Genomic DNA, 17872 nt, shown 5'->3' on the forward strand with positions numbered 1-17872 from the left:
CGACCCGGAGCCCCTCCCTCGCGCGAACCCCCGTCACCCGCCCGGTGGACCGGTCACCCGCGCAGTGCATACGAGTCGCGCGGCCGGGGGGCCGGGCTCAGGATCGAGGCACGCCGACGTCACGCCGGTCCGGCCGACGTACGGCCCTTCTCTGCCCCCCACCGAGGAGATGTGCGCAGGATGACCACCACGTCCGAACGTGTTTCCGAGTCACTGCAGCGGCAGGTGTCGCAGCGTGTCTCGCAGTCCGTCTTCGACGGCTCCCGGCTCCGTGTCGTCCTCCTCGTGGACGTCTACGACGGTGCCCAGCAGCAGTTCCTGGAGGCGTACGAGCAGCTGTGCAACCAGGTCGCGTCCGTCCCCGGACACGTCAGCGACCAGCTCTGCCAGTCCATCGAGAACCCCTCCCAATGGCTCATCACCAGCGAGTGGGAGAGCGCCCCGCCCTTCCTCACCTGGGTGAACAGCGAGGAGCACGTGCAGATGGTGCGGCCGCTGCACGACTGCGTCCGGGACACCCGCTCGCTGCGCTTCCACATCGTCCGCGAGACCGGCGGCCCGGCGGTGGAGGCCGAGGCGGGCGAGCGCCGGCTGCAGACCTCGCCGCGGATCGGCGACGGCCTGATCCGGCACGCGCTCACCTTCACGGTCAAGCCGGGCAGCGAGGAGAAGGTCGCCAAGATCCTCGCCGACTACGCCGCGCCGGAGCCGAGGGTCGACGACACCACCCGGCTCTGCCGCACCTCCCTGTTCATGCACGGCAACCGGGTGGTCCGCGCCGTCGAGGTGCGGGGCGACCTGCTCGCCGCGCTGCGGCACGTCGCCCGGCAGCCCGAGGTACGGGCCGTCGAGGAGGCCATCAACCCCTATCTGGAGCAGGACCGCGACCTCGACGACCCCGACTCGGCCCGGGTCTTCTTCACCCGCGCGGCGCTGCCCGCCGTGCACCATGTGACGGCCGGCCAGGAGAGCCCGGACGCCGTACGGCACGCGCTGTACTACCCGGCCCGTGAGGGCTGCGGGCTGCGGCTGGCCGAGCTGCTCGCCCGGCAGGACGAGGCGGCGGCGGACGACCCGCGGGGCCCGGTGCTGCGCAGCACGATCTTCCAGCGCGACGACATCGTGGTGCGGCTGGTCGACGTGCGCGGCGGCATCGACGCCGACCCCGGCCCCGTGCTCGGGCTCACCGACCGCGCCCGCGCGGCCGAGCTGACGGCACTCCTCGACGGCGACGCCCTCGGCACGGACGGCTCGCCGCAGGACAGCGCCCCCGCCCGGCTGCTCACGGTCGCGCGCATGGACCTCGTCACCGACCGCCGGGCGCCCGACGCCTGACCACCTCTCACCTGTCCGCAGCTCACGTTCGGAGGAACGTCGTGATCAATCGCCATCCCAGAGTCGTGGATGTCAGCGAGGTCGAGCCCAACACACGGCGCGGCGGCGATCTGCGCGCCATGCTCACCCCCACCACCGTCGGCTCGACCAGCGGTTTCATGGGCGTGGCCATCGTGGCGCCCGGCGACCGCATCGCCGAGCACTACCACCCGTACTCCGAGGAGTTCATCTACGTCATCTGCGGGCAGCTGGAGGTCGACCTCGACGGCGAGGCCCACGAACTCCGTCCCGAACAGGGGCTGCTGATCCCGGCCCACATGCGCCACCGCTTCCGCAACGTCGGCAACGTGGAGGCCCGGATGGTCTTCCACCTCGGCCCGCTGGCCCCGAGCCCGCCGCTCGGCCACGTCGACACCGAGGACGCGAACGGCGTACCGATCCCGGTGGAGGCGGCGCACGCCGCGCGGACGGCCGAACGCGCCCAGGTCCGCTCATGACCAGGCGCGTGGCGGTCACCGGCATAGGCATCGTCGCCCCCGGCGGCATCGGCGTCCCGGCGTTCTGGGACCTCCTGGCGGGCGGCCGTACGGCGACGCGCGGCATCACCTTCTTCGACCCGTCCGGGCTGCGTTCGCGGATCGCCGCCGAGTGCGACTTCGACCCGGCGGCCCACGGACTGGACGCGGACCTGATCGCCCGCTGCGACCGGTACATCCAGTTCGCCCTGGTCGCCGGCGAGGAGGCGGTACGGGACTCCGGTCTCGACCTCGCCGCCGAGAACCCCTGGCGGGTCGGGGTGTCCCTGGGCACCGCGGTCGGCGGCACCACCCGGCTGGAGCACGACTACGTGCTGGTCAGCCACAGCGGCCGGCGCTGGGACGTGGACCACCGGGAGGCCGGTCCGCATCTGCACCGGGCGTTCGCGCCCAGCACCCTCGCCTCCACCGTCGCCGAACGCTTCGAGGCGCGCGGGCCGGTGCAGACCGTCTCCACCGGCTGCACCTCGGGCCTCGACGCCGTCGGGTACGCCTTCCACACCATCGAGGAGGGCCGGGCCGACATCTGCATAGCCGGGGCGTCGGACTCGCCGATCTCCCCGATCACCATGGCCTGCTTCGACGCGATCAAGGCCACCTCCCCCGACAACGACGACCCGGCCCACGCCTCCCGCCCCTTCGACGCCGACCGCAACGGCTTCGTGATGGGCGAGGGCGGAGCCGTCCTCGTGCTGGAGGAGCTGGAGCACGCCCGGGCCCGGGGCGCGCACGTGTACTGCGAGATCGGCGGCTACGCCACCTTCGGCAACGCCTACCACATGACGGGTCTGACCTCGGAGGGCCTGGAGATGGCGCGGGCCATCGAGGACGCCCTCGACCACGCCCGGATCGACCGTACGGCCGTCGACTACGTCAACGCGCACGGCTCGGGCACCAAGCAGAACGACCGGCACGAGACGGCCGCCGTCAAACGCACGCTCGGCGCGCACGCCTACGACACGCCCATGAGCTCCATCAAGTCCATGGTGGGCCACTCGCTGGGCGCGATCGGCGCGATCGAGGTCGTCGCCTGCGCGCTGGCCCTGGCGCACCAGGTCGTCCCGCCCACCGCGAACTACCAGACCCCGGACCCCGAGTGCGATCTGGACTACGTCCCGCGCGTCGCCCGCGAGCGGAAGCTGACCAACGTGCTCTCCGTGGGCAGCGGGTTCGGCGGGTTCCAGTCCGCGGTGGTCATGAGCCTGCCGAGGGAGAAGACACGATGAGCGAACGGAGCAAGCGGCGTCCCCGGCGCGCGGCCGTCACCGGAATCGGCGTGGTCGCGCCCAACGGAACGAGCACCGAGACGTTCTGGAAGTCCACCCGGGAGGGCATCAGCGTCCTGGACCGGGTCACCCGCGAGGGCTGCGAGCACCTGCCGCTGAAGGTGGCGGGCGAGGTCCGGAACTTCGACCCGCCCTCGGCGGTCGAGGAGCGCTACCTCGTCCAGACGGACCGGTTCACGCACTTCGCGATGGCCGCCGCCGACCAGGCGCTCGACGACGCCCGCCTCGACCGGCCGGAGACCGACGCGGCCCCGTACTCGGTGGGCGTGGTCACCGCGGCCGGCTCCGGCGGCGGCGAGTTCGGGCAGCGGGAGCTGCAACAGCTGTGGTCCAAGGGCAGCCGCTTCGTCGGCCCCTACCAGTCCATCGCCTGGTTCTACGCCGCCAGCACCGGCCAGATCTCCATCCGCCGGGGCTTCAAGGGCCCCTGCGGGGTGATCGCCTCCGACGAGGCCGGCGGTCTCGACGCCGTCGCGTACGCGGCGCGGGCCGTGCGGCGCGGCACCGACGTGATGGTGACCGGCGCGACGGAGGCGCCGCTCGCCCCCTACTCGGTGGTCTGCCAGCTCGGCTACCCGGAGCTGAGCACCGTGGCCGACCCGGAGCGCGCCTACCGTCCCTTCACCGCCGCGGCCTGCGGGTTCGTGCCGGCCGAGGGCGGCGCCATGCTGGTCGTGGAGGCCGAGGACACGGCCCGGGAACGCGGCGCGGCCGTCCGGGCCCACCTGGCGGGCCACGCGGCGACGTTCACCGGCGCCTCCCGCTGGGCGGAGTCCCGGGCGGGCCTCGCCGAAGCGATCCGGGGCGCCCTGGAGGAGGCGGGCTGCGCCCCGGAGGAGATCGACGTGGTCTTCGCCGACGCCCTCGGCACCCCGGAGGCGGACCGCGCCGAGGCGCTGGCGATCACGGACGCCCTCGGCGCGCACGGCACCCGGGTCCCCGTCACGGCGCCGAAGACCGCCGTCGGCCGGGGCAACGGCGCGGCGGCCGTGCTGGACGTGGCGGCGGCGGTGCTCGCGATGGAGCACGGCGTCATCCCGCCCACCCCGAACGTCTTCGACGTCTGCCACGACCTCGACCTCGTCACCGTCCGCGCCCGCGCCGCCGAGCCGCGCACGGCGCTGGTCCTCAGCCGGGGCCTCATGGGGTCGAACTCGGCGCTGGTGCTGCGGCTCGGCCCCGGCGACACCTCCTGACCACACCCGCCCGACACCACCCACCTGACGACCGCCCTCCGACCGCCGCCCCCGACCACCCGCACGAACGCACCCCCGACGCATCAAGGAGAGAACCGCATGAGTGACCGCATCACCGTGGAAGAACTGTCCGAGCTGATGAAGAAGGCCGCCGGGGTCACCGTCACCCCGGAGGAGCTGCGCCAGCGCTACGAGTCGGGCTTCGACGTCCTCGGCATCGACTCGCTCGGCCTGCTCGGCATCGTCGGCGAGCTGGAGAACCGGTACGGCACGCCGATGCCGCCGGACGCGGAGAAGTGCAAGAGCCCGAAGCAGTTCCTCGCGCAGGTCAACGGCGCGCTGATGGCAGGAGCCTGACATGGCCGGACACACGCACAACGAGATCACCATCGCCGCGCCCGTCGACCTGGTCTGGGACATGACCAACGACGTCGCGAACTGGCCCCGGCTGTTCAGCGAGTACGCCAGCGCCGAGATCCTCTCCGAGGAGGGGGACCGGGTGACGTTCCGGCTGACCATGCACCCCGACGAGAACGGCAAGGTCTGGAGCTGGGTCTCGGAGCGGGAGACGGACCGCGAGACGCTCACCGTCGAGGCCCGCCGCGTGGAGACCGGCCCCTTCGCCTACATGAACATCCTGTGGGAGTACGAGAAGGTCCCGGGCGGCACCCGGATGGCGTGGACGCAGGACTTCTCCATGAAGCCGGACGCGCCGGTCGACGACGACTGGATGACCGACAACATCAACCGCAACTCCAAGGTCCAGATGGCCCTGATCCGGGACCGCATCGAGAAGGCCGCCGCCGAACAGGGCGCCGCGCCGGGCCTGACCGACTGAGCCGGACGGAGAACCCCCCATGCACCAGTCCCTGATCGTCGCCCGGATGGCCCCGGGCGCCGCCCCGGACATCGCCAAGATCTTCGAGGAGTCCGACCGGGGGGAGCTGCCGCACCTCATCGGGGTCTCCCGGCGCAGCCTCTTCCAGTTCGACGACGTGTACATGCACCTCGTCGAGGCCGAGCGGGACCCCACGCCCGCCATCATGAAGCTGGCCGGGCACCCCGAGTTCCGGTCCATCAGCGAACGGCTGTCGGCATACGTCAGCGCGTACGACCCGGCGACCTGGCGCTCGCCGAAGGACGCGATGGCGAACTGCTTCTACCGCTGGGAGCGGGACAGCGGCTCCTGACCGCGACCACAGGCCGCCGGGCACGCGCGTCGCGCGTGCCCGGCGGCCTGTCCGTCTCACCCGTGTGTCACCCGGGCACGTGGCAGTCGAACGCGTGCAGATAGGCGTTGACCGGCCGTACGTCGTCGATGACCAGCCCCGCGGCCGAAAGCCGGGAGGTCATGCTCGCGGTGGTGTGCTTGGCCCCGCCGACGTTGAGGAGCAGCAGCAGGTCCATGGCGGTGCTGAACCGCATCGACGGCGAGTCGTCGACGAGGTTCTCGATGACGACGACCCGGGTGCCGGGGCCGCCCGCCCCGATGACGTTGCGCAGCAGCCGGGCGGTGCTGTCGTCGTCCCACTCCAGGATGTTCTTGATGACGTAGGTGTCGGCCCGGACCGGGACGGCCTCACGGCAGTCGCCGGGGACGACGCGGGTGCGCTCGGCGAGCGCGCCGCCCGGCCGCAGCCGGGGGTCGGCGTTGTCCACCACGCGCGGCAGGTCGAGCAGGGTGCCGTGCAGCGAGGGGTACTTCTCCAACAGGCTCGCCACGACGTGGCCCTGCCCGCCGCCGATGTCGGCGACGGACGCGCTCCCCGACAGGTCGAGGAAGTCGGCGACGTCCCGCGCGGACTGGGTGCTGGAGGTCGTCATGGCCCGGTTGAAGACGTCGGCGGACTCCGGGGCGTCCTCGTTGAGGTAGACGAAGAACTCCTTGCCGTACAGGTCCTCGACGACGTTGTGGCCGGAGCGCACGGCCTCGTCCAGCTTCGGCCAGGCGTCCCAGGTCCACGGTTCGGTGCACCACAGGGCGATGGCGCGCAGGCTGTGCGGGTCGTCCTCGCGCAGCAGCCGGGACATGTCGGTGTGCGCGAACGTCCCGTCGGGCCGTTCGGTGAACACTCCGTGGCAGGACAGGGCCCGCAACAGCCGTCGCAGCGGCCCGGGTTCGGCCCGCACGGCGGCCGCGAGGTCCTCCACCGGCAGCGGGGTGTCGCCGAGGACGTCGGCGACGCCGAGCCGGGCGGCGGCGCGCAGGGCGCCGGCGACGGCCGCGCCGAACACCAGCTCCCTGAACCGCATGGGCGGCGGCGGGGCGGTGCGGCTCTCCTGGCCGACCGTGTGGACGGCCTGGGTGCGCGTGGTGCGGGCGGTGGGTGACGGCTCCCCCGCCGGTCTGGTCTGAGCGGTCGTCATACGACGCCCTCCTTTGTCGAGTTCATGGACGACCTGGGCCGGTCAGCACAGTCCGGCGGGCTTGGACGCCGCGCAGGTGTTGCCCGAGAAGGTGTTGCCCTTGCCGGCGGTGTCCGTGTTGACGATGTCCGCCGGGGCGTTGTTCTCCAGCACGTTCTCGGTGATCCGGTTCCGCTCGCTGGTGGTGCCCACGAAGCTCTTCCACACGACGATGCCGCCCGACAGCGGGGAGGCGCCGGCGTTGCCGGTGATCCGGTTCCGGGTGACCAGGGTGTCCTCGGCGCCGGTCAGCACGATGCCGGTGCCCTGGAGGGCGTCCAGTCGCGCGGTCTTCGGGCAGGACTTGTTGTTGCGGTCGATCAGGTTGTCGCGCACGGTCAGGGCGCCGGCCCTCGGCTTGTTCTCGTCGCCGACGACGAAGACGCCCGCGCAGTTGCCGGTGACGTGGTTGTCCGCGACGGTGAGGTTGCGCAGGCGCCGGACGGTCAGGCCGATCCGGTTGCCCTCCAGGCGGTTGTGGGCGACGACGGTGCCGCCGCTGTCCGTGGCGCCCTGCTCGGCCTTGACGGTGTTCGCGAGGAACAGTCCGGCGTCGCCGTTGTCCCGTGCGGTGTTCTTGCGGAACACGCCGCGCACCGAACGCTCCTGGGCGATGCCCCACACGCCGTTCTTCACGGCGGTCACGTGCCGCACGGTCAGCCGGTCGGTGTCCTGCGCGAAGACCCCGGAGCCGGTGAACCCGGTCACGGTCAGGTTGGCGACGGTGACGTCCTCGACCTTGTGGTCCTTCGTCCCGGTCACACAGATGCCGTTGCCGGCGTCGCCGCACCCGTCGGCGGCCTTCGTCACGGCCGGTTCGACGACGGTACGGGGGCCCATGCCGCGCAGGGTGATGCCGTGGGTGCTGACCTTGACGCTCTCGCGGTAGGTGCCGGAGGCCACGAGCACCGTGTCCCCGGGCGCCGCCGCGTCGACCGCCTGCTGGATGGACTCGCCGGGGAAGACCACATGGGTCGGGTGGTGGGCGACGGCCTGCGGGGCGGCCCCGAGCCCCACCCCGATGACCGCCGCGACGCATGCCAGATGACCAATATGCCATTTCTTCATATTCCGCAAGATATGACCATGAACCGTGCAAACCGGTCCGATGGTCCATCCGACGGCGTGTCCCCGCCGCGCCCGCCGGTCCCTCTCAGCCGCCGAGGCGCCGTCGGTCCTCCTCGTCCCACGCACGGGTGTCGCGCGGTTCGACGTACGGCTCCTCGTGCGGCGGGTGGCCACCCGCCAGGGCCCGCTGACGCGCCAGTTCGGCGTCGAACTCCAGGCCGAGAAGGATCGCCAGATTGGTGATCCACAGCCACACCAGGAAGATGATCACGCCGGCGATGGCGCCGTAGGTCCGGTTGTACGAGCCGAAGTTGGCCACGTAGAACGCGAAGCCCGCCGAGGCCACCAGCCAGATCAGCAGGGCGAGCAGACTGCCGGGGGTGATCCAGCGGAAGCCACGCACCTTGGCGTTCGGGGTGGCCCAGTACAGGACCGCGATCATGATCGTGACCAGCAGGACCAGCACCGGCCACTTCGCGATCGACCACACGGTCAGCGCCGTGTCGCCGACGCCGAGGGCGGTGCCCACCTCCTTGGCGAGGGCGCCGGTGAACACCACGATCAGCGCGCTGATCACGGCCATCACCATCAGCACCACCGTCACCCCGACCCGGACCGGCAGCACCTTCCACACCGGACGGCCCTCGGGGACGTCGTACACCGCGTTCGCGCTCCTGATGAACGCCGCGACATAGCCGGAGGCCGACCACACCGCCAGCACCAGACCCACGATCGCCATGATCGAGCCGAGCCCTGCGTTGCCCTGCATCTGCCGGACGGCGTTGGTGAGGATGTCCCGCGCGGCGCCGGGGGCGAGCTGCTGGATGTTGTCCAGCACCTGCTGCGTCGCCGAGCGCCCGACGATCCCCAGCAGGGAGACGAGCGCCAGCAGGGCCGGGAACAGGGCGAGGATCCCGTAGTACGTCAGCGCCGCCGCCCGGTCGGTCAGCTCGTCCCTCTTGAACTCCTTCAGGGTGCCCTTCAGCACCGCCCACCAGGAGCTTCTCGGCAGATCGGTGGGGCTGTCGGGGGCCCGCCGCTCCACGTCCTCGTCCGGCCCGACCGCCGGCGCCGCCCGCGCGGCCCCGCCCTCGTCACCGCGCCCGGCCTCCTCGTACCGCCCACCCTCCTCGTAGCGGTCGGTCTCTCCGTGGCGGTCCGGCTCGCCGTGGCGGCCGGTCTCCTCGTCCCGCCCGACCTCGCGCTCGACCTCCTCGTCGCGCTCGAACCGGTCGGTGTGCCCGCCGTCGCCGGGGGGCACACCGTGCCTTCCCTGCCCTCTGTGCCGTTTCAGCGTTCGCATCATGCCGGGCGGGTAACCGGCCAGGCACGGCTCATACATCCGCATTCACGGCAAATCGTTCAGCGTGGGGACGCCGGGCGGTCGTAGACGTTGTCCGGGGTGACGATCTCCGTGATCGCACGGGCGAGCAGCGAGGACGGCTCCTGGCCCTCGTGGGGCACGTCGGTGTTGAGCAGCAGCACCAGGGTCGCCTTCCGGGCGGGCAGATGGACGGTCACGCTCTGGTAGCCCGGGATGGAGCCGTTGTGCCCGATCCAGCCGCCGGTCTCGAGGATGCCGAGGCCGTAGGAGGTGCCGGGGAAGCCCGTCGGCAGCGTCATCAGCCGTTCGCGCTGGGCCCGCGGGCTGAGCAGGGTCCCCGTGGCGACGACCTCGGCCCAGCGGCGCAGATCGCGCAGCTCCGAGATCATCGCGCCGGCCGCCCAGGCCCAGCTGGGGTTCCAGTCCGTGGCGTCCTCGATCTCACCGCTGAGCGTCTGGTCGGTGTAGCCGCGCGCGTGCGGCTCGGGGAACCGGCGGCTCCCGGCCCCCTCGGGGAACAGCGTGCGGCGCAGCCCGGCCGGGCGGAGCACCCGCTCGCGCAGGAAATCGGCGAAGCGCTTGCCGCCGACCTTCTCGACCACCAGACCGAGCAGGACGAAGTTGGTGTTGGAGTACTGGAACTCTTCACCCGGCGCGAACACGTTCGGGTGCCGGAAGGCGTACGCGAGCAGCTCACGGGGCGTGAACGAGCGGCTCGGGTCGCTCAACAGGTCGTGCACGAAGCCCGGATCGGCGCTGTACGGGAAGAGGCCGCTGCGCATCTGCGCGAGATGACGCAACGTGATCCGGTGGCCGTTCGGCACGCCCCTGACGTAGCGGGAGATCGGGTCGTCCAGGCGGACCCGGCGGTCGTCGACGAGCCGGAGCAGCGCGGTGGCCGTGAAGGTCTTCGTCTCGCTGCCGATCCGCATGAACAGGTCGGGCGTCATCGGCCGGCGGGTGACGGTGTCGGCGACCCCGGCCGACCGGACGTAGCAGCCCCGGTCCGGCATCCACAGGCCGACGGTGACCCCGGGGATGCCGGCCTCCCGGCGGACGCCCTCGACGGCTTCGTCCAGACGGGCGGTCAGTTCGGGGCCGATACCGCCGCGCGGACAGTCGTTCTTGTCGTACCGGTCCTTGTCGTACCTGCCTTTGTCGTACCGGTCTTCGTCATACCGGCCGGCCGCCGCGTGCACGGCCGTCACGGGAGCCGTCGCGATCGGCGCCAGTACGGACGCCACCAGCAGTGCGGCGGCGAGCGGACGGCGGGAGGGGGTGCGTCGCATGTCGGGGCGCCTTCACGGGAGCAGGGTCTCGAAGGGGCAAGCGTCACCGCCCGAGCTCTGGGCAAAGGCCTCTGCCCCGTACACGTTCCGGCGATTCCACTCGTTCGGAGCCGGGCCGGAGCTCACCATTTCAAAGACCATCCATCGCGGTTCGCTCCTCGCGAAAATCATCGCCGATCGCTATTCTCCCGAATGCCAAAAATCGGGCTCGACCTCCCTCGTGCCGATCGGAAAAGCTGATCCCCCCATGGAGCAGGATTCAAAATGAGAACCGATTATGATTCGGTGGATCAAAACCCTGACGGGGTTCAGCAGATCGACACGCAGCCCATCTGGCTCCCCGGCCCGCGTGCCTCCTCCGACGTGTGGGACCCGGACGCCGAGCTGATCCAGATGGCGTACGCCGCGCACAGCCTGGCCCCCGACCCGAGGCTCGCCCAGGTCCGTGACCTGCCGCGCCGCCCGGTCAGCAGGCGGCGGCCCCGCCCGGGGACCCAGTTCCTCGCCAGGAACCCGCGGTTCGTCCCCGTCGCGTTCTTGATTACGACCATCGCCGTGTGCGCACTGACCATGCTTTATTGGTCGGTCTCCTATTCATACATTCAGTTGCGCGACATCGCGCTGCTGGTGGTGTCGGAGCATCTCGCGCGCTGGTGGCCGCTCACCGTGTACGGGCCGTGGCTTCTGGCGGGTCTGTCGATTGTCCGGGCCGCGGTGCAACAGCGCACCGCCCGGCGGTCCTGGGCGGTGATGCTGATCTCGTCCGGCACGGCGGTGGCGTTGTGCATCGGCCAGTCCGCGAGTTCCGTGCTGGCCATGGCGATCGTCGGCATTCCACCGATCACCGCGCTGGTCTGTTTCCGTGAACTCGTCGGCCAGTTCTCGTCCTCGCCCGGCCCCCGGCACGCCGCCGACGCCCTCGCCACCCCCAAGCAGGGCCGGCACTAGGCGGCAGGCGGTAGGTGGTGGGCGGTGGGGCGCCGAGTGCGGTCAGCCGAGGGTTTGTTCCGTCCAGATCGTCTTGCCCGTCGCGGTCGGGCGGGTGCCCCACCGCTGGGTGAGCTGGGCGACCAGGAGCAGACCCCGGCCGCCCTCGTCGTAGCTGCGGGCGCGGCGCATGTGGGGCGCGGTGCTGCTGCCGTCCGACACCTCGCAGATGAGGCTCTCGTCGTGGATGAGCCGCAGCCGGACGGGCGGCTCGGCGTGCCGGATGGCGTTGGTGACCAGCTCGCTGACGACCAGCTCGGTGACGAAGGCAGCGTCGTTCAGACCCCAGGCCTCCAGCCGGCCGAGCGCGTTCTTGCGGGCCTCCGCGACGGCCGAGGGGTCGGGGGCCACGTCCCAGGTGGCGACCCGGCCGGGGTCCAGCGCACGGGGGCGCGCGAGGAGCAGGGCCACGTCGTCGGTGGGCCGCTCGGGCAGTACGGAGCCCAGGACCCGGTCGCACAGCGCGTCCAGGGAGGTGGCGGCGGGGCTGTCCAGGGCCTCGCAGAGGCGGGCGATGCCGTCGTCGATGTCGACGCGGACGCCGTCGTCCTCACCGCTGCGGGATCCGATCAGGCCGTCGGTGTAGAGGGCGAGCAGGGCGCCCTCGGGCAGCTCGGTCTCCAGCGACTCGAAGGGCAGCCCGCCCAGGCCCAGCGGGGGCCCCGCCGGGAGGTCGAGCAGGGCGGCGGTGCCGTCCGGACCCACCACGACCGGCGGCGGATGCCCGGCCCGCGCGAGGGTGCACCGCCGCGACACGGGGTCGTGGACGGCGTACAGACACGTCGCTCCGACGATCCCGGGGGTCATACCGGCCACGCCTCCTGAGCCCAGGCCGGAGCCCATGCCGGAGCCCATGGATGCGCCCATGGATGAGCCCGTGCCGGCCGTGCCGCCGCCGGTGAACCGGCCCCGCGCGCGGTCGGCCGCCTCGGCGGACCCTTCCGCCGCCTCCGCCTCGGTGGCCAGGCGGGCGACCAGGTCGTCGAGGTGGGTGAGGAGTTCGTCGGGGGGCAGGTCGATGTCGGCGAGGGTGCGGACGGCGGTGCGCAGCCGGCCCATGGTCGCGGAGGCGTGGATGCCGTGGCCGACGACGTCGCCGACGACCAGCGCGACCCGGGCCCCGGAGAGCGGGATCACGTCGAACCAGTCGCCGCCCACCCCGGCGCGGGCGCCGGCCGGGAGGTAGCGGGAGGCGACCTCGACACCGGCCTGCTCGGGCAGGCTCTGCGGCAGCAGGCTGCGCTGGAGGGTGACGGCGGTGCCGCGTTCGCGGGTGTAGCGCAGGGCGTTGTCGATGCTGACCGCCGCCCGGGCCGACAGTTCCTCGGCGAGGACGAGGTCGTCCTGCTCGAAGGGGTCGGGGTGCCGGTGGCGGGCGAAGACGGCGACGCCCAGGGTGGTGCCGCGCGCGGAGAGCGGCACGGTCATCGCCGAGTGGAACCCGAAGTCCCGGATGGTGGCGGCCCGCTGCGGGTCCTCGGCCACCCAGTCGGCGATCGCGGGCTCGGTCACCTGGAACAGCACGGCACGCCCCGACCGCAGGCTCTCCACGGGCGGGGAGCCGTCCGGGTACTCGTCGACCTCGCCGGGCGCGACGACCGCCTCGGGCGTCCCCGGGTGGACGGACCGGTGGGCGATCCGCCTGAGGGCCAGGGGGCGGCCCGCAGCGGGCAGCCGTGGGACCTGGCCGTACTCCCCCGCCGCCGCGAGGACGGGGGAGGTGCCGTCGTCGAGGGAGGCCAGCAGGTCGACGCTGATGAAGTCGGCGAGGTCGGGGACCGCGACGTCGGCCAGTTCCTGGGCCGTCCGCGTCACGTCGAGGGTGGTGCCGATGCGCCGGCCCGCCTCGGCGATCAGCTGGAGGCGTCTGCGGGCCCAGTACTGCTCGGTCATGTCGTGCCCGGTGGTCGCCACGCCGAGGACCCGGCCGCTCTCGTCCTGCAGCCGGTAGAGGTCGACCGACCAGGCGTGCTCGCGGGTCTCCCCGGGGGCCCGCGCGTGGTTCTCCAGGTGCTGCGGTTCGCCCGTCTCCAGGGCGAGCCGCATCAGCCGCTCGACCTCCCCGGCGGCGGGATCGTCCAGCGCCTCCGACATGCGCAGCCCGCGCAGGTCCTCGTCGTCCAGGCCCAGCGCTTCGCGCGAGCCCCGGTTGGACGCGCGGAACCGCAGGGAGGTGTCGTGCACCGAGGTCGAGCAGCACGGGGAGTCGAGGAGACCGTGCAGCGTGAGGGTGGCGTCGCCCGGGCGGGGCCGTGCCCCCGTCAGGGCGGAGACCAGGAACCAGTCGCGGACCCCGCCGTAGGAGGTGCGGTGGTGGGCCAGGACCTTGACCTCCAGACGGCGGCCGTCGCGGTGCCTGAGGACGAGGGTGCCGTGCCAGCGTGGCAGGCCGGCGAGGTCCGGGAGGTCCCCCGCCGGGGGTTCCCCGGCGAGCAGGGAGGCCGCGGGCAGGCCCAGGACCTGCGCCGGGGTGTAGCCGAGGAGGCGCTCGGCACCGGCGCTCCAGCCGGTGACGGTGCCCTGTTCGTCGACGGTGGCCCGCGCGGTGAGCGCCTCACCGAGGGTCTCCGGGCCGGGGCCCGCTCCCGCTGCGTCGACGACACGCCGCTCCATGTCCGCTCATCTCGCTCTCACCGAGACTCGCACCCGGCAAGGCCGCTCCCCACCGAGGCCCGCACCCCTATCTTTCGGTATGTCCCATTGCGCCCCTTTCACACTCTTCCGTGACCGCCGGGTGGGCATGGACATCGGCTCCGGCCCCCGGGCGGTCAGCGGCGGCGGCGCAGGGACGCATCGAGGAGCGAGGGCGGCGTGTCGTACTTCTCGTGCGGGGCCAGGTCGGTGCCGGGGGCGACGACGGCGTCGATCGCGTCGAGCACGTCGGCGGAGAGAACCGTGTCGGCGGCCGCGAGCTGCGCGTGCAGGTGCTCCAGGGTGCGAGGGCCGATGAGCGCGGCGGTCACGGCCGGGTGGGCGGTCACGAACCCGAGGGCGAGCTGGATCAGGGTCAGGCCGGCCTCGTCGGCGATCACGGCGAGCCGCTCCACCGCGGCGAGCCGGGTCCGGTTGTACGGGAGGGCCAGGTCGAAGCGGTCCGGCAGGAACGCGGACCGGCTCGTGGCGACGGCCCTGCCCTCGCGGACCGCGCCCGACAGCCAGCCCGAGGCCAGCGGGCTCCACACCAGGACACCGAGCCCGTACTCCTCGGCCACGGGCAGGACATGGGCCTCGACGCCCCGCTGGAGGACCGAGTAGCTGGGCTGCTCGGTGACGTAGCGGCCGAGGCGGTGCTCGCGGGCGGACCACTGGGCCTGGACCATGCGGTGGGCGGGGAAGGTCGAGGAGCCGAAGTAGCGGATCTTTCCCGCGCGTTGCAGGTCGGTGAGGGCCGACAGGGTCTCCTCGTCGTCGGTGTCCGGGTCCCAGCGGTGGAGCTGGTAGAGGTCGACGTGGTCGACGCCGAGCCTACGCAGGCTGTCGTCGAGCGCGCTGACCAGCCAACGGCGGGAACCGCCCCGGTGGTTGAGCTCCTCGCCCATCGGCATGCCCGCCTTCGTGGCCAGCACGATGTCGTCGCGGCGGCCGGCGATGGCCTTGCCGACCATCTCCTCCGACTCCCCGTCGCCGTACATGTCGGCCGTGTCGACGAGGTTGACCCCCGCCTCCAGGGCGGCGTCGACGAGGGCGGTGGCCTCGTCCTGGGTGGTGTGTCCGATCCGGCCGAAGTTCATCGCGCCGAGCGCGAGCGAGCCGACCCGTACACCGGTGCGGCCCAAGGTGCGGTACTGCATGACCGTGTTCCCTCCACGTCTCCGTGCCACGATAAACGGGACGCTGTCCCGCTTCCTGGGCTCGACGATACGGAACACTGTCCCGTTTAACAAGCCCGGTAGGTTTGGCACGCCAGACGGCGGAGGAGGCGAAGTGACGGACGGCAGCGGGGACGTCGAGGGCGGCAAGGCCGGGCACCACGGCAGCGAGGGCGGCACGGGGCAGGGCCGGCAGGCCGTCAGGCCCAAGCGGGCCGACGCCCGGCGCAACCAGGCGACGCTGCTCGACGCGGCCGCCGCCGCGTTCGTCGAGGCGGGCGTGGAAGCGCCGGTGCGCGACATCGCGGCCCGGGCGGGCGTCGGCACGGCCACGATCTACCGGCACTTCCCCACCCGCGCGGACCTCGTCGTCGCCGTCTACCGGCACCAGGTGGAGGCCTGCGCCGAGGCCGGTCCCGCGCTACTGGCGGCCGGGCCCACGCCGTACGCCGCCCTCGGCCACTGGATCGACCACTTCGTGCGGTTCCTGGTCACCAAGCACGGCCTCGCCGCCGCGCTCCAGTCCGACGAAGCCGGGTTCCAGAGCCTGCACGCCCACTTCCTCGACCGGCTCGTCCCCGTCTGCGCCCAGCTGCTCGACGCCGCCGCCGCGTCCGGCGAGATCCGGTCCGACCTCACGGCCCTCGAACTCATGCGGGGCGTCGGCAACCTGTGCATCGGCGCCGAGAACGATCCGGACTACGACGCCGGCCGCCTGGTCGCCGTCCTCGTGGCGGGCCTGCGGCGCACGGAGTGACGGCCGGTCAACTCCATTACGGGCGAACGTAGTTGTGACCTCCCCGGCCGGTGCCCTCGCTCCTCCAACAGGACCGCCCGTGAGCTGTCCTTCCAGGAGGCAGACGATCCACCGCGCCCACCGCACCACGGAGCAGGCGCCCGACAGACCCTCACCGCGCCCCGAGACGTCCGGCCGCCCGGCGCACACGGAACGTCGTAAGTACCCGAACAATCTGTGGCCCTACACGTGTCACTCCCTTGCCAGCCCGGCGCGTTGGGGCAAACATGGGGCAGCTCGTTTGAGCCGAAACCAATTTCTTCCCCTCCGCACGACAGGTGAGGCATGTCTACAAGTGCGTCCAGAATGCGGCACGCGGCCGGAGACGGTTACGCGTCCACCGGCTCCCTCAAACAGAACGCGCTCGGCGTCCTGGGCATCCTCTTCTTCGTGCTCTCCGCACAGGCACCGCTGACCGGTGTCGCCGGAGCGGCCCCCGTGGCGATAGCAATCGGCAACGGCCCGGGCGTCCCCGCGATGTACGTGGTGGCCGGGGTGGTCGTCCTGCTCTTCTCCGTCGGCTACGTCGCCATGGGCCGCCACGTCGTCGACGCGGGCGCCTTCTACTCGTACGTCGGCAAGGGCCTCGGCGGTACGGCCGCCGCCGGGAGCGCCGGGGTGGCGCTGCTGGCGTACCACGCCATCCAGGCGGCGGTGTACGGGCTGTTCGGGGCCGTGATGAACGGGCTGGCGCTGCAGTACCTGGACACGGACGTCCCCTGGTGGCTGTTCGCGCTCCTCACGATGGTGATCGTGCAGGGGCTCGGCGCGACCGGTGTCGACGTGGGCGCCAAGGTGCTCGCCGTGTTCGTGCTCGCCGAGATCAGTCTGCTGCTGGTCTTCGGCGTGGTGATGCTCTTCAAGGGCGGCGGTCCCCAGGGGCTGGCCCCCGGCTCCTCCTTCTCCCTGTCGGCGGCGCTCGACGGCGCGCCCGGGGTGGCGCTGATGTTCGCCGTGGCGTCGATGTTCGGTTTCGAGGCGACCGCGATCTACGGCGAGGAGGCGCGCGAGCCGCACCGCACCGTCCCCCGGGCGACCTATCTCGCGGTCGTCCTGGTCACCGTGTTCTTCGCCTTCACGTCCTGGATGCTGATCTCGGCGCACGGCCCCTCCGCCAGCGCGGCCGCCGCGGGCAAGGCGCTGGAGGCCGGGGACGGCGCGGGCTTCGTCGCCGCGCCGGTCGCCGCCGAACTCGGCGCGTGGGCGGGCGACGCGCTGCCGATCCTGCTGGCCACCTCGCTCTTCGCCAGCATCCTGGCGTTCCACAACTCCGCCAACCGCTACCTGTTCTCCCTCGGCCGGGAGGGGCTGCTGCCGCGTGGGCTGAGCACGCTCAACGGCCGCCAGTCGCCGTGGCTCGCGGGTGTCGTGCAGACCGGTATCGCGGCGCTGCTCGTCTTCCCCTTCGCCCTGGCCGGCGAGGACCCCGTCCTCACCCTGTTCTCCTGGCTCAGCGGTCTCGCCGTGCTGGCGATCATGCTGCTGTACCTGCTGACGTCCGTGTCGGTCATCGTGTACTTCCGCCACGAGCGGTCCGGCGACACCCGGCTCTGGAACACGCTGATCGCCCCCGCCCTGGGCGCCGCGGGCATCGCCTGTGCGATCTGGCTGATCATCGCCAACTTCACCACCCTGATCGGCGGCGACACCACCACGGCGGTGTGGCTGGCCCTGGCGGTGCCGGGGGCACTGCTGGCCGGCATGGCGATGCCGCGGCTGGCGGGATCACCGAGAGGCAGGTAGGCAGGGGCGGGCTCGGGTGCGTTGCGGGGTGCGGGTGCGTGGGGGCTGGTCGCGCAGTTCCCCGCGCCCCTGAAAAGCAGGGGCTGCGCCCCCTGCT

The 17872-nt window shown here is 72.3% G+C and carries 16 protein-coding genes; 10 read left to right on the top strand and 6 right to left on the bottom strand.

Going from position 1 to position 17872, the window contains the following annotated elements; genetic code table 11:
• The first annotated feature begins 180 nt into the window (after nt 1–180).
• The 7 genes from HW837_RS02355 to HW837_RS02385 all read left to right on the top strand — a co-directional run bounded on the left by HW837_RS02355 (nt 181) and on the right by HW837_RS02385 (nt 5543).
• Complete coding sequence (locus HW837_RS02355; RefSeq protein WP_045558721.1) at nt 181–1335, top strand: SchA/CurD-like domain-containing protein; 1155 nt, start codon at nt 181–183, stop codon at nt 1333–1335.
• Between the two features lie 41 nt (nt 1336–1376).
• Nucleotides 1377–1832, top strand: a complete 456-nt coding sequence (locus HW837_RS02360) for a cupin domain-containing protein (RefSeq protein ID WP_045558720.1) — start codon at nt 1377–1379, stop codon at nt 1830–1832.
• Entirely contained in the window at nt 1829–3097 is a 1269-nt protein-coding gene (locus HW837_RS02365; protein WP_193379421.1) for a beta-ketoacyl-[acyl-carrier-protein] synthase family protein, read from the top strand. The genes HW837_RS02360 and HW837_RS02365 overlap by 4 nt, the downstream gene beginning before the upstream one ends.
• Nucleotides 3094–4353 carry a beta-ketoacyl synthase N-terminal-like domain-containing protein gene (locus HW837_RS02370; protein ID WP_045558718.1) on the top strand — a complete coding sequence of 420 codons (1260 nt, stop codon included), beginning with the start codon at nt 3094–3096 and terminating at the stop codon, nt 4351–4353. Before HW837_RS02365 ends, HW837_RS02370 begins: the two co-directional genes overlap by 4 nt.
• 99 nt (nt 4354–4452) lie before the next feature.
• Nucleotides 4453–4710: an acyl carrier protein gene (locus HW837_RS02375; RefSeq protein WP_045558717.1), complete on the top strand. Its 258-nt coding sequence runs from the start codon at nt 4453–4455 to the stop codon at nt 4708–4710.
• 1 nt (nt 4711) lies between these two features.
• Nucleotides 4712–5191: an SRPBCC family protein gene (locus HW837_RS02380; RefSeq protein WP_045558716.1), complete on the top strand. Its 480-nt coding sequence runs from the start codon at nt 4712–4714 to the stop codon at nt 5189–5191.
• 19 nt (nt 5192–5210) lie between these two features.
• Nucleotides 5211–5543, top strand: coding sequence for a TcmI family type II polyketide cyclase (locus HW837_RS02385; protein ID WP_045558715.1), 333 nt, complete (start codon nt 5211–5213; stop codon nt 5541–5543).
• A 67-nt stretch (nt 5544–5610) separates the two neighbouring features.
• Here the strand turns inward: HW837_RS02385 and HW837_RS02390 are convergent, their stop codons facing one another.
• From HW837_RS02390 to HW837_RS02405, 4 genes are all read right to left on the bottom strand, one after another.
• Nucleotides 5611–6606: a methyltransferase gene (locus tag HW837_RS02390; protein ID WP_045558846.1), complete on the bottom strand. Its 996-nt coding sequence runs from the start codon at nt 6604–6606 to the stop codon at nt 5611–5613.
• A gap of 156 nt (nt 6607–6762) precedes the next feature.
• The gene (locus tag HW837_RS02395; RefSeq protein ID WP_045558714.1) at nt 6763–7827 is read right to left on the bottom strand and encodes a right-handed parallel beta-helix repeat-containing protein; all 1065 of its coding nucleotides are present in this window, start codon (nt 7825–7827) and stop codon (nt 6763–6765) included.
• 85 nt (nt 7828–7912) lie between these two features.
• A complete protein-coding gene (locus HW837_RS02400; protein ID WP_045558845.1) occupies nt 7913–8872 on the bottom strand; it encodes a YihY/virulence factor BrkB family protein in 960 nt (319 codons plus the stop codon).
• 317 nt (nt 8873–9189) lie between these two features.
• Nucleotides 9190–10440, bottom strand: coding sequence for a serine hydrolase domain-containing protein (locus HW837_RS02405; RefSeq protein ID WP_045558713.1), 1251 nt, complete (start codon nt 10438–10440; stop codon nt 9190–9192).
• A 285-nt stretch (nt 10441–10725) separates the two neighbouring features.
• Between HW837_RS02405 and HW837_RS02410 the strand changes: the two genes are divergently transcribed.
• Nucleotides 10726–11388, top strand: coding sequence for a DUF2637 domain-containing protein (locus tag HW837_RS02410; RefSeq protein WP_234442593.1), 663 nt, complete (start codon nt 10726–10728; stop codon nt 11386–11388).
• A 42-nt stretch (nt 11389–11430) separates the two neighbouring features.
• On the opposite strand, the gene HW837_RS02415 is transcribed toward HW837_RS02410, so the two are convergent.
• Together HW837_RS02415 and HW837_RS02420 are read right to left on the bottom strand one after the other, a co-directional pair.
• On the bottom strand, nt 11431–14040 hold the full coding sequence (locus HW837_RS02415; RefSeq protein ID WP_045558711.1) for a SpoIIE family protein phosphatase: 2610 nt from the start codon (nt 14038–14040) through the stop codon (nt 11431–11433).
• Nucleotides 14041–14195: 155 nt separating this feature from the next.
• Entirely contained in the window at nt 14196–15218 is a 1023-nt protein-coding gene (locus tag HW837_RS02420) for an aldo/keto reductase (protein ID WP_193379420.1), read from the bottom strand.
• Between the two features lie 259 nt (nt 15219–15477).
• Between HW837_RS02420 and HW837_RS02425 the strand changes: the two genes are divergently transcribed.
• Complete coding sequence (locus tag HW837_RS02425; protein WP_237269922.1) at nt 15478–15993, top strand: TetR/AcrR family transcriptional regulator; 516 nt, start codon at nt 15478–15480, stop codon at nt 15991–15993.
• Nucleotides 15994–16338: 345 nt separating this feature from the next.
• The gene (locus HW837_RS02430) at nt 16339–17775 is read left to right on the top strand and encodes an APC family permease (RefSeq protein ID WP_193379554.1); all 1437 of its coding nucleotides are present in this window, start codon (nt 16339–16341) and stop codon (nt 17773–17775) included.
• Nucleotides 17776–17872: the final 97 nt, after the last annotated feature.

The sequence above is a fragment of the Streptomyces caniscabiei genome (genome assembly GCF_014930365.1).
Taxonomy (GTDB): domain Bacteria; phylum Actinomycetota; class Actinomycetes; order Streptomycetales; family Streptomycetaceae; genus Streptomyces; species Streptomyces caniscabiei.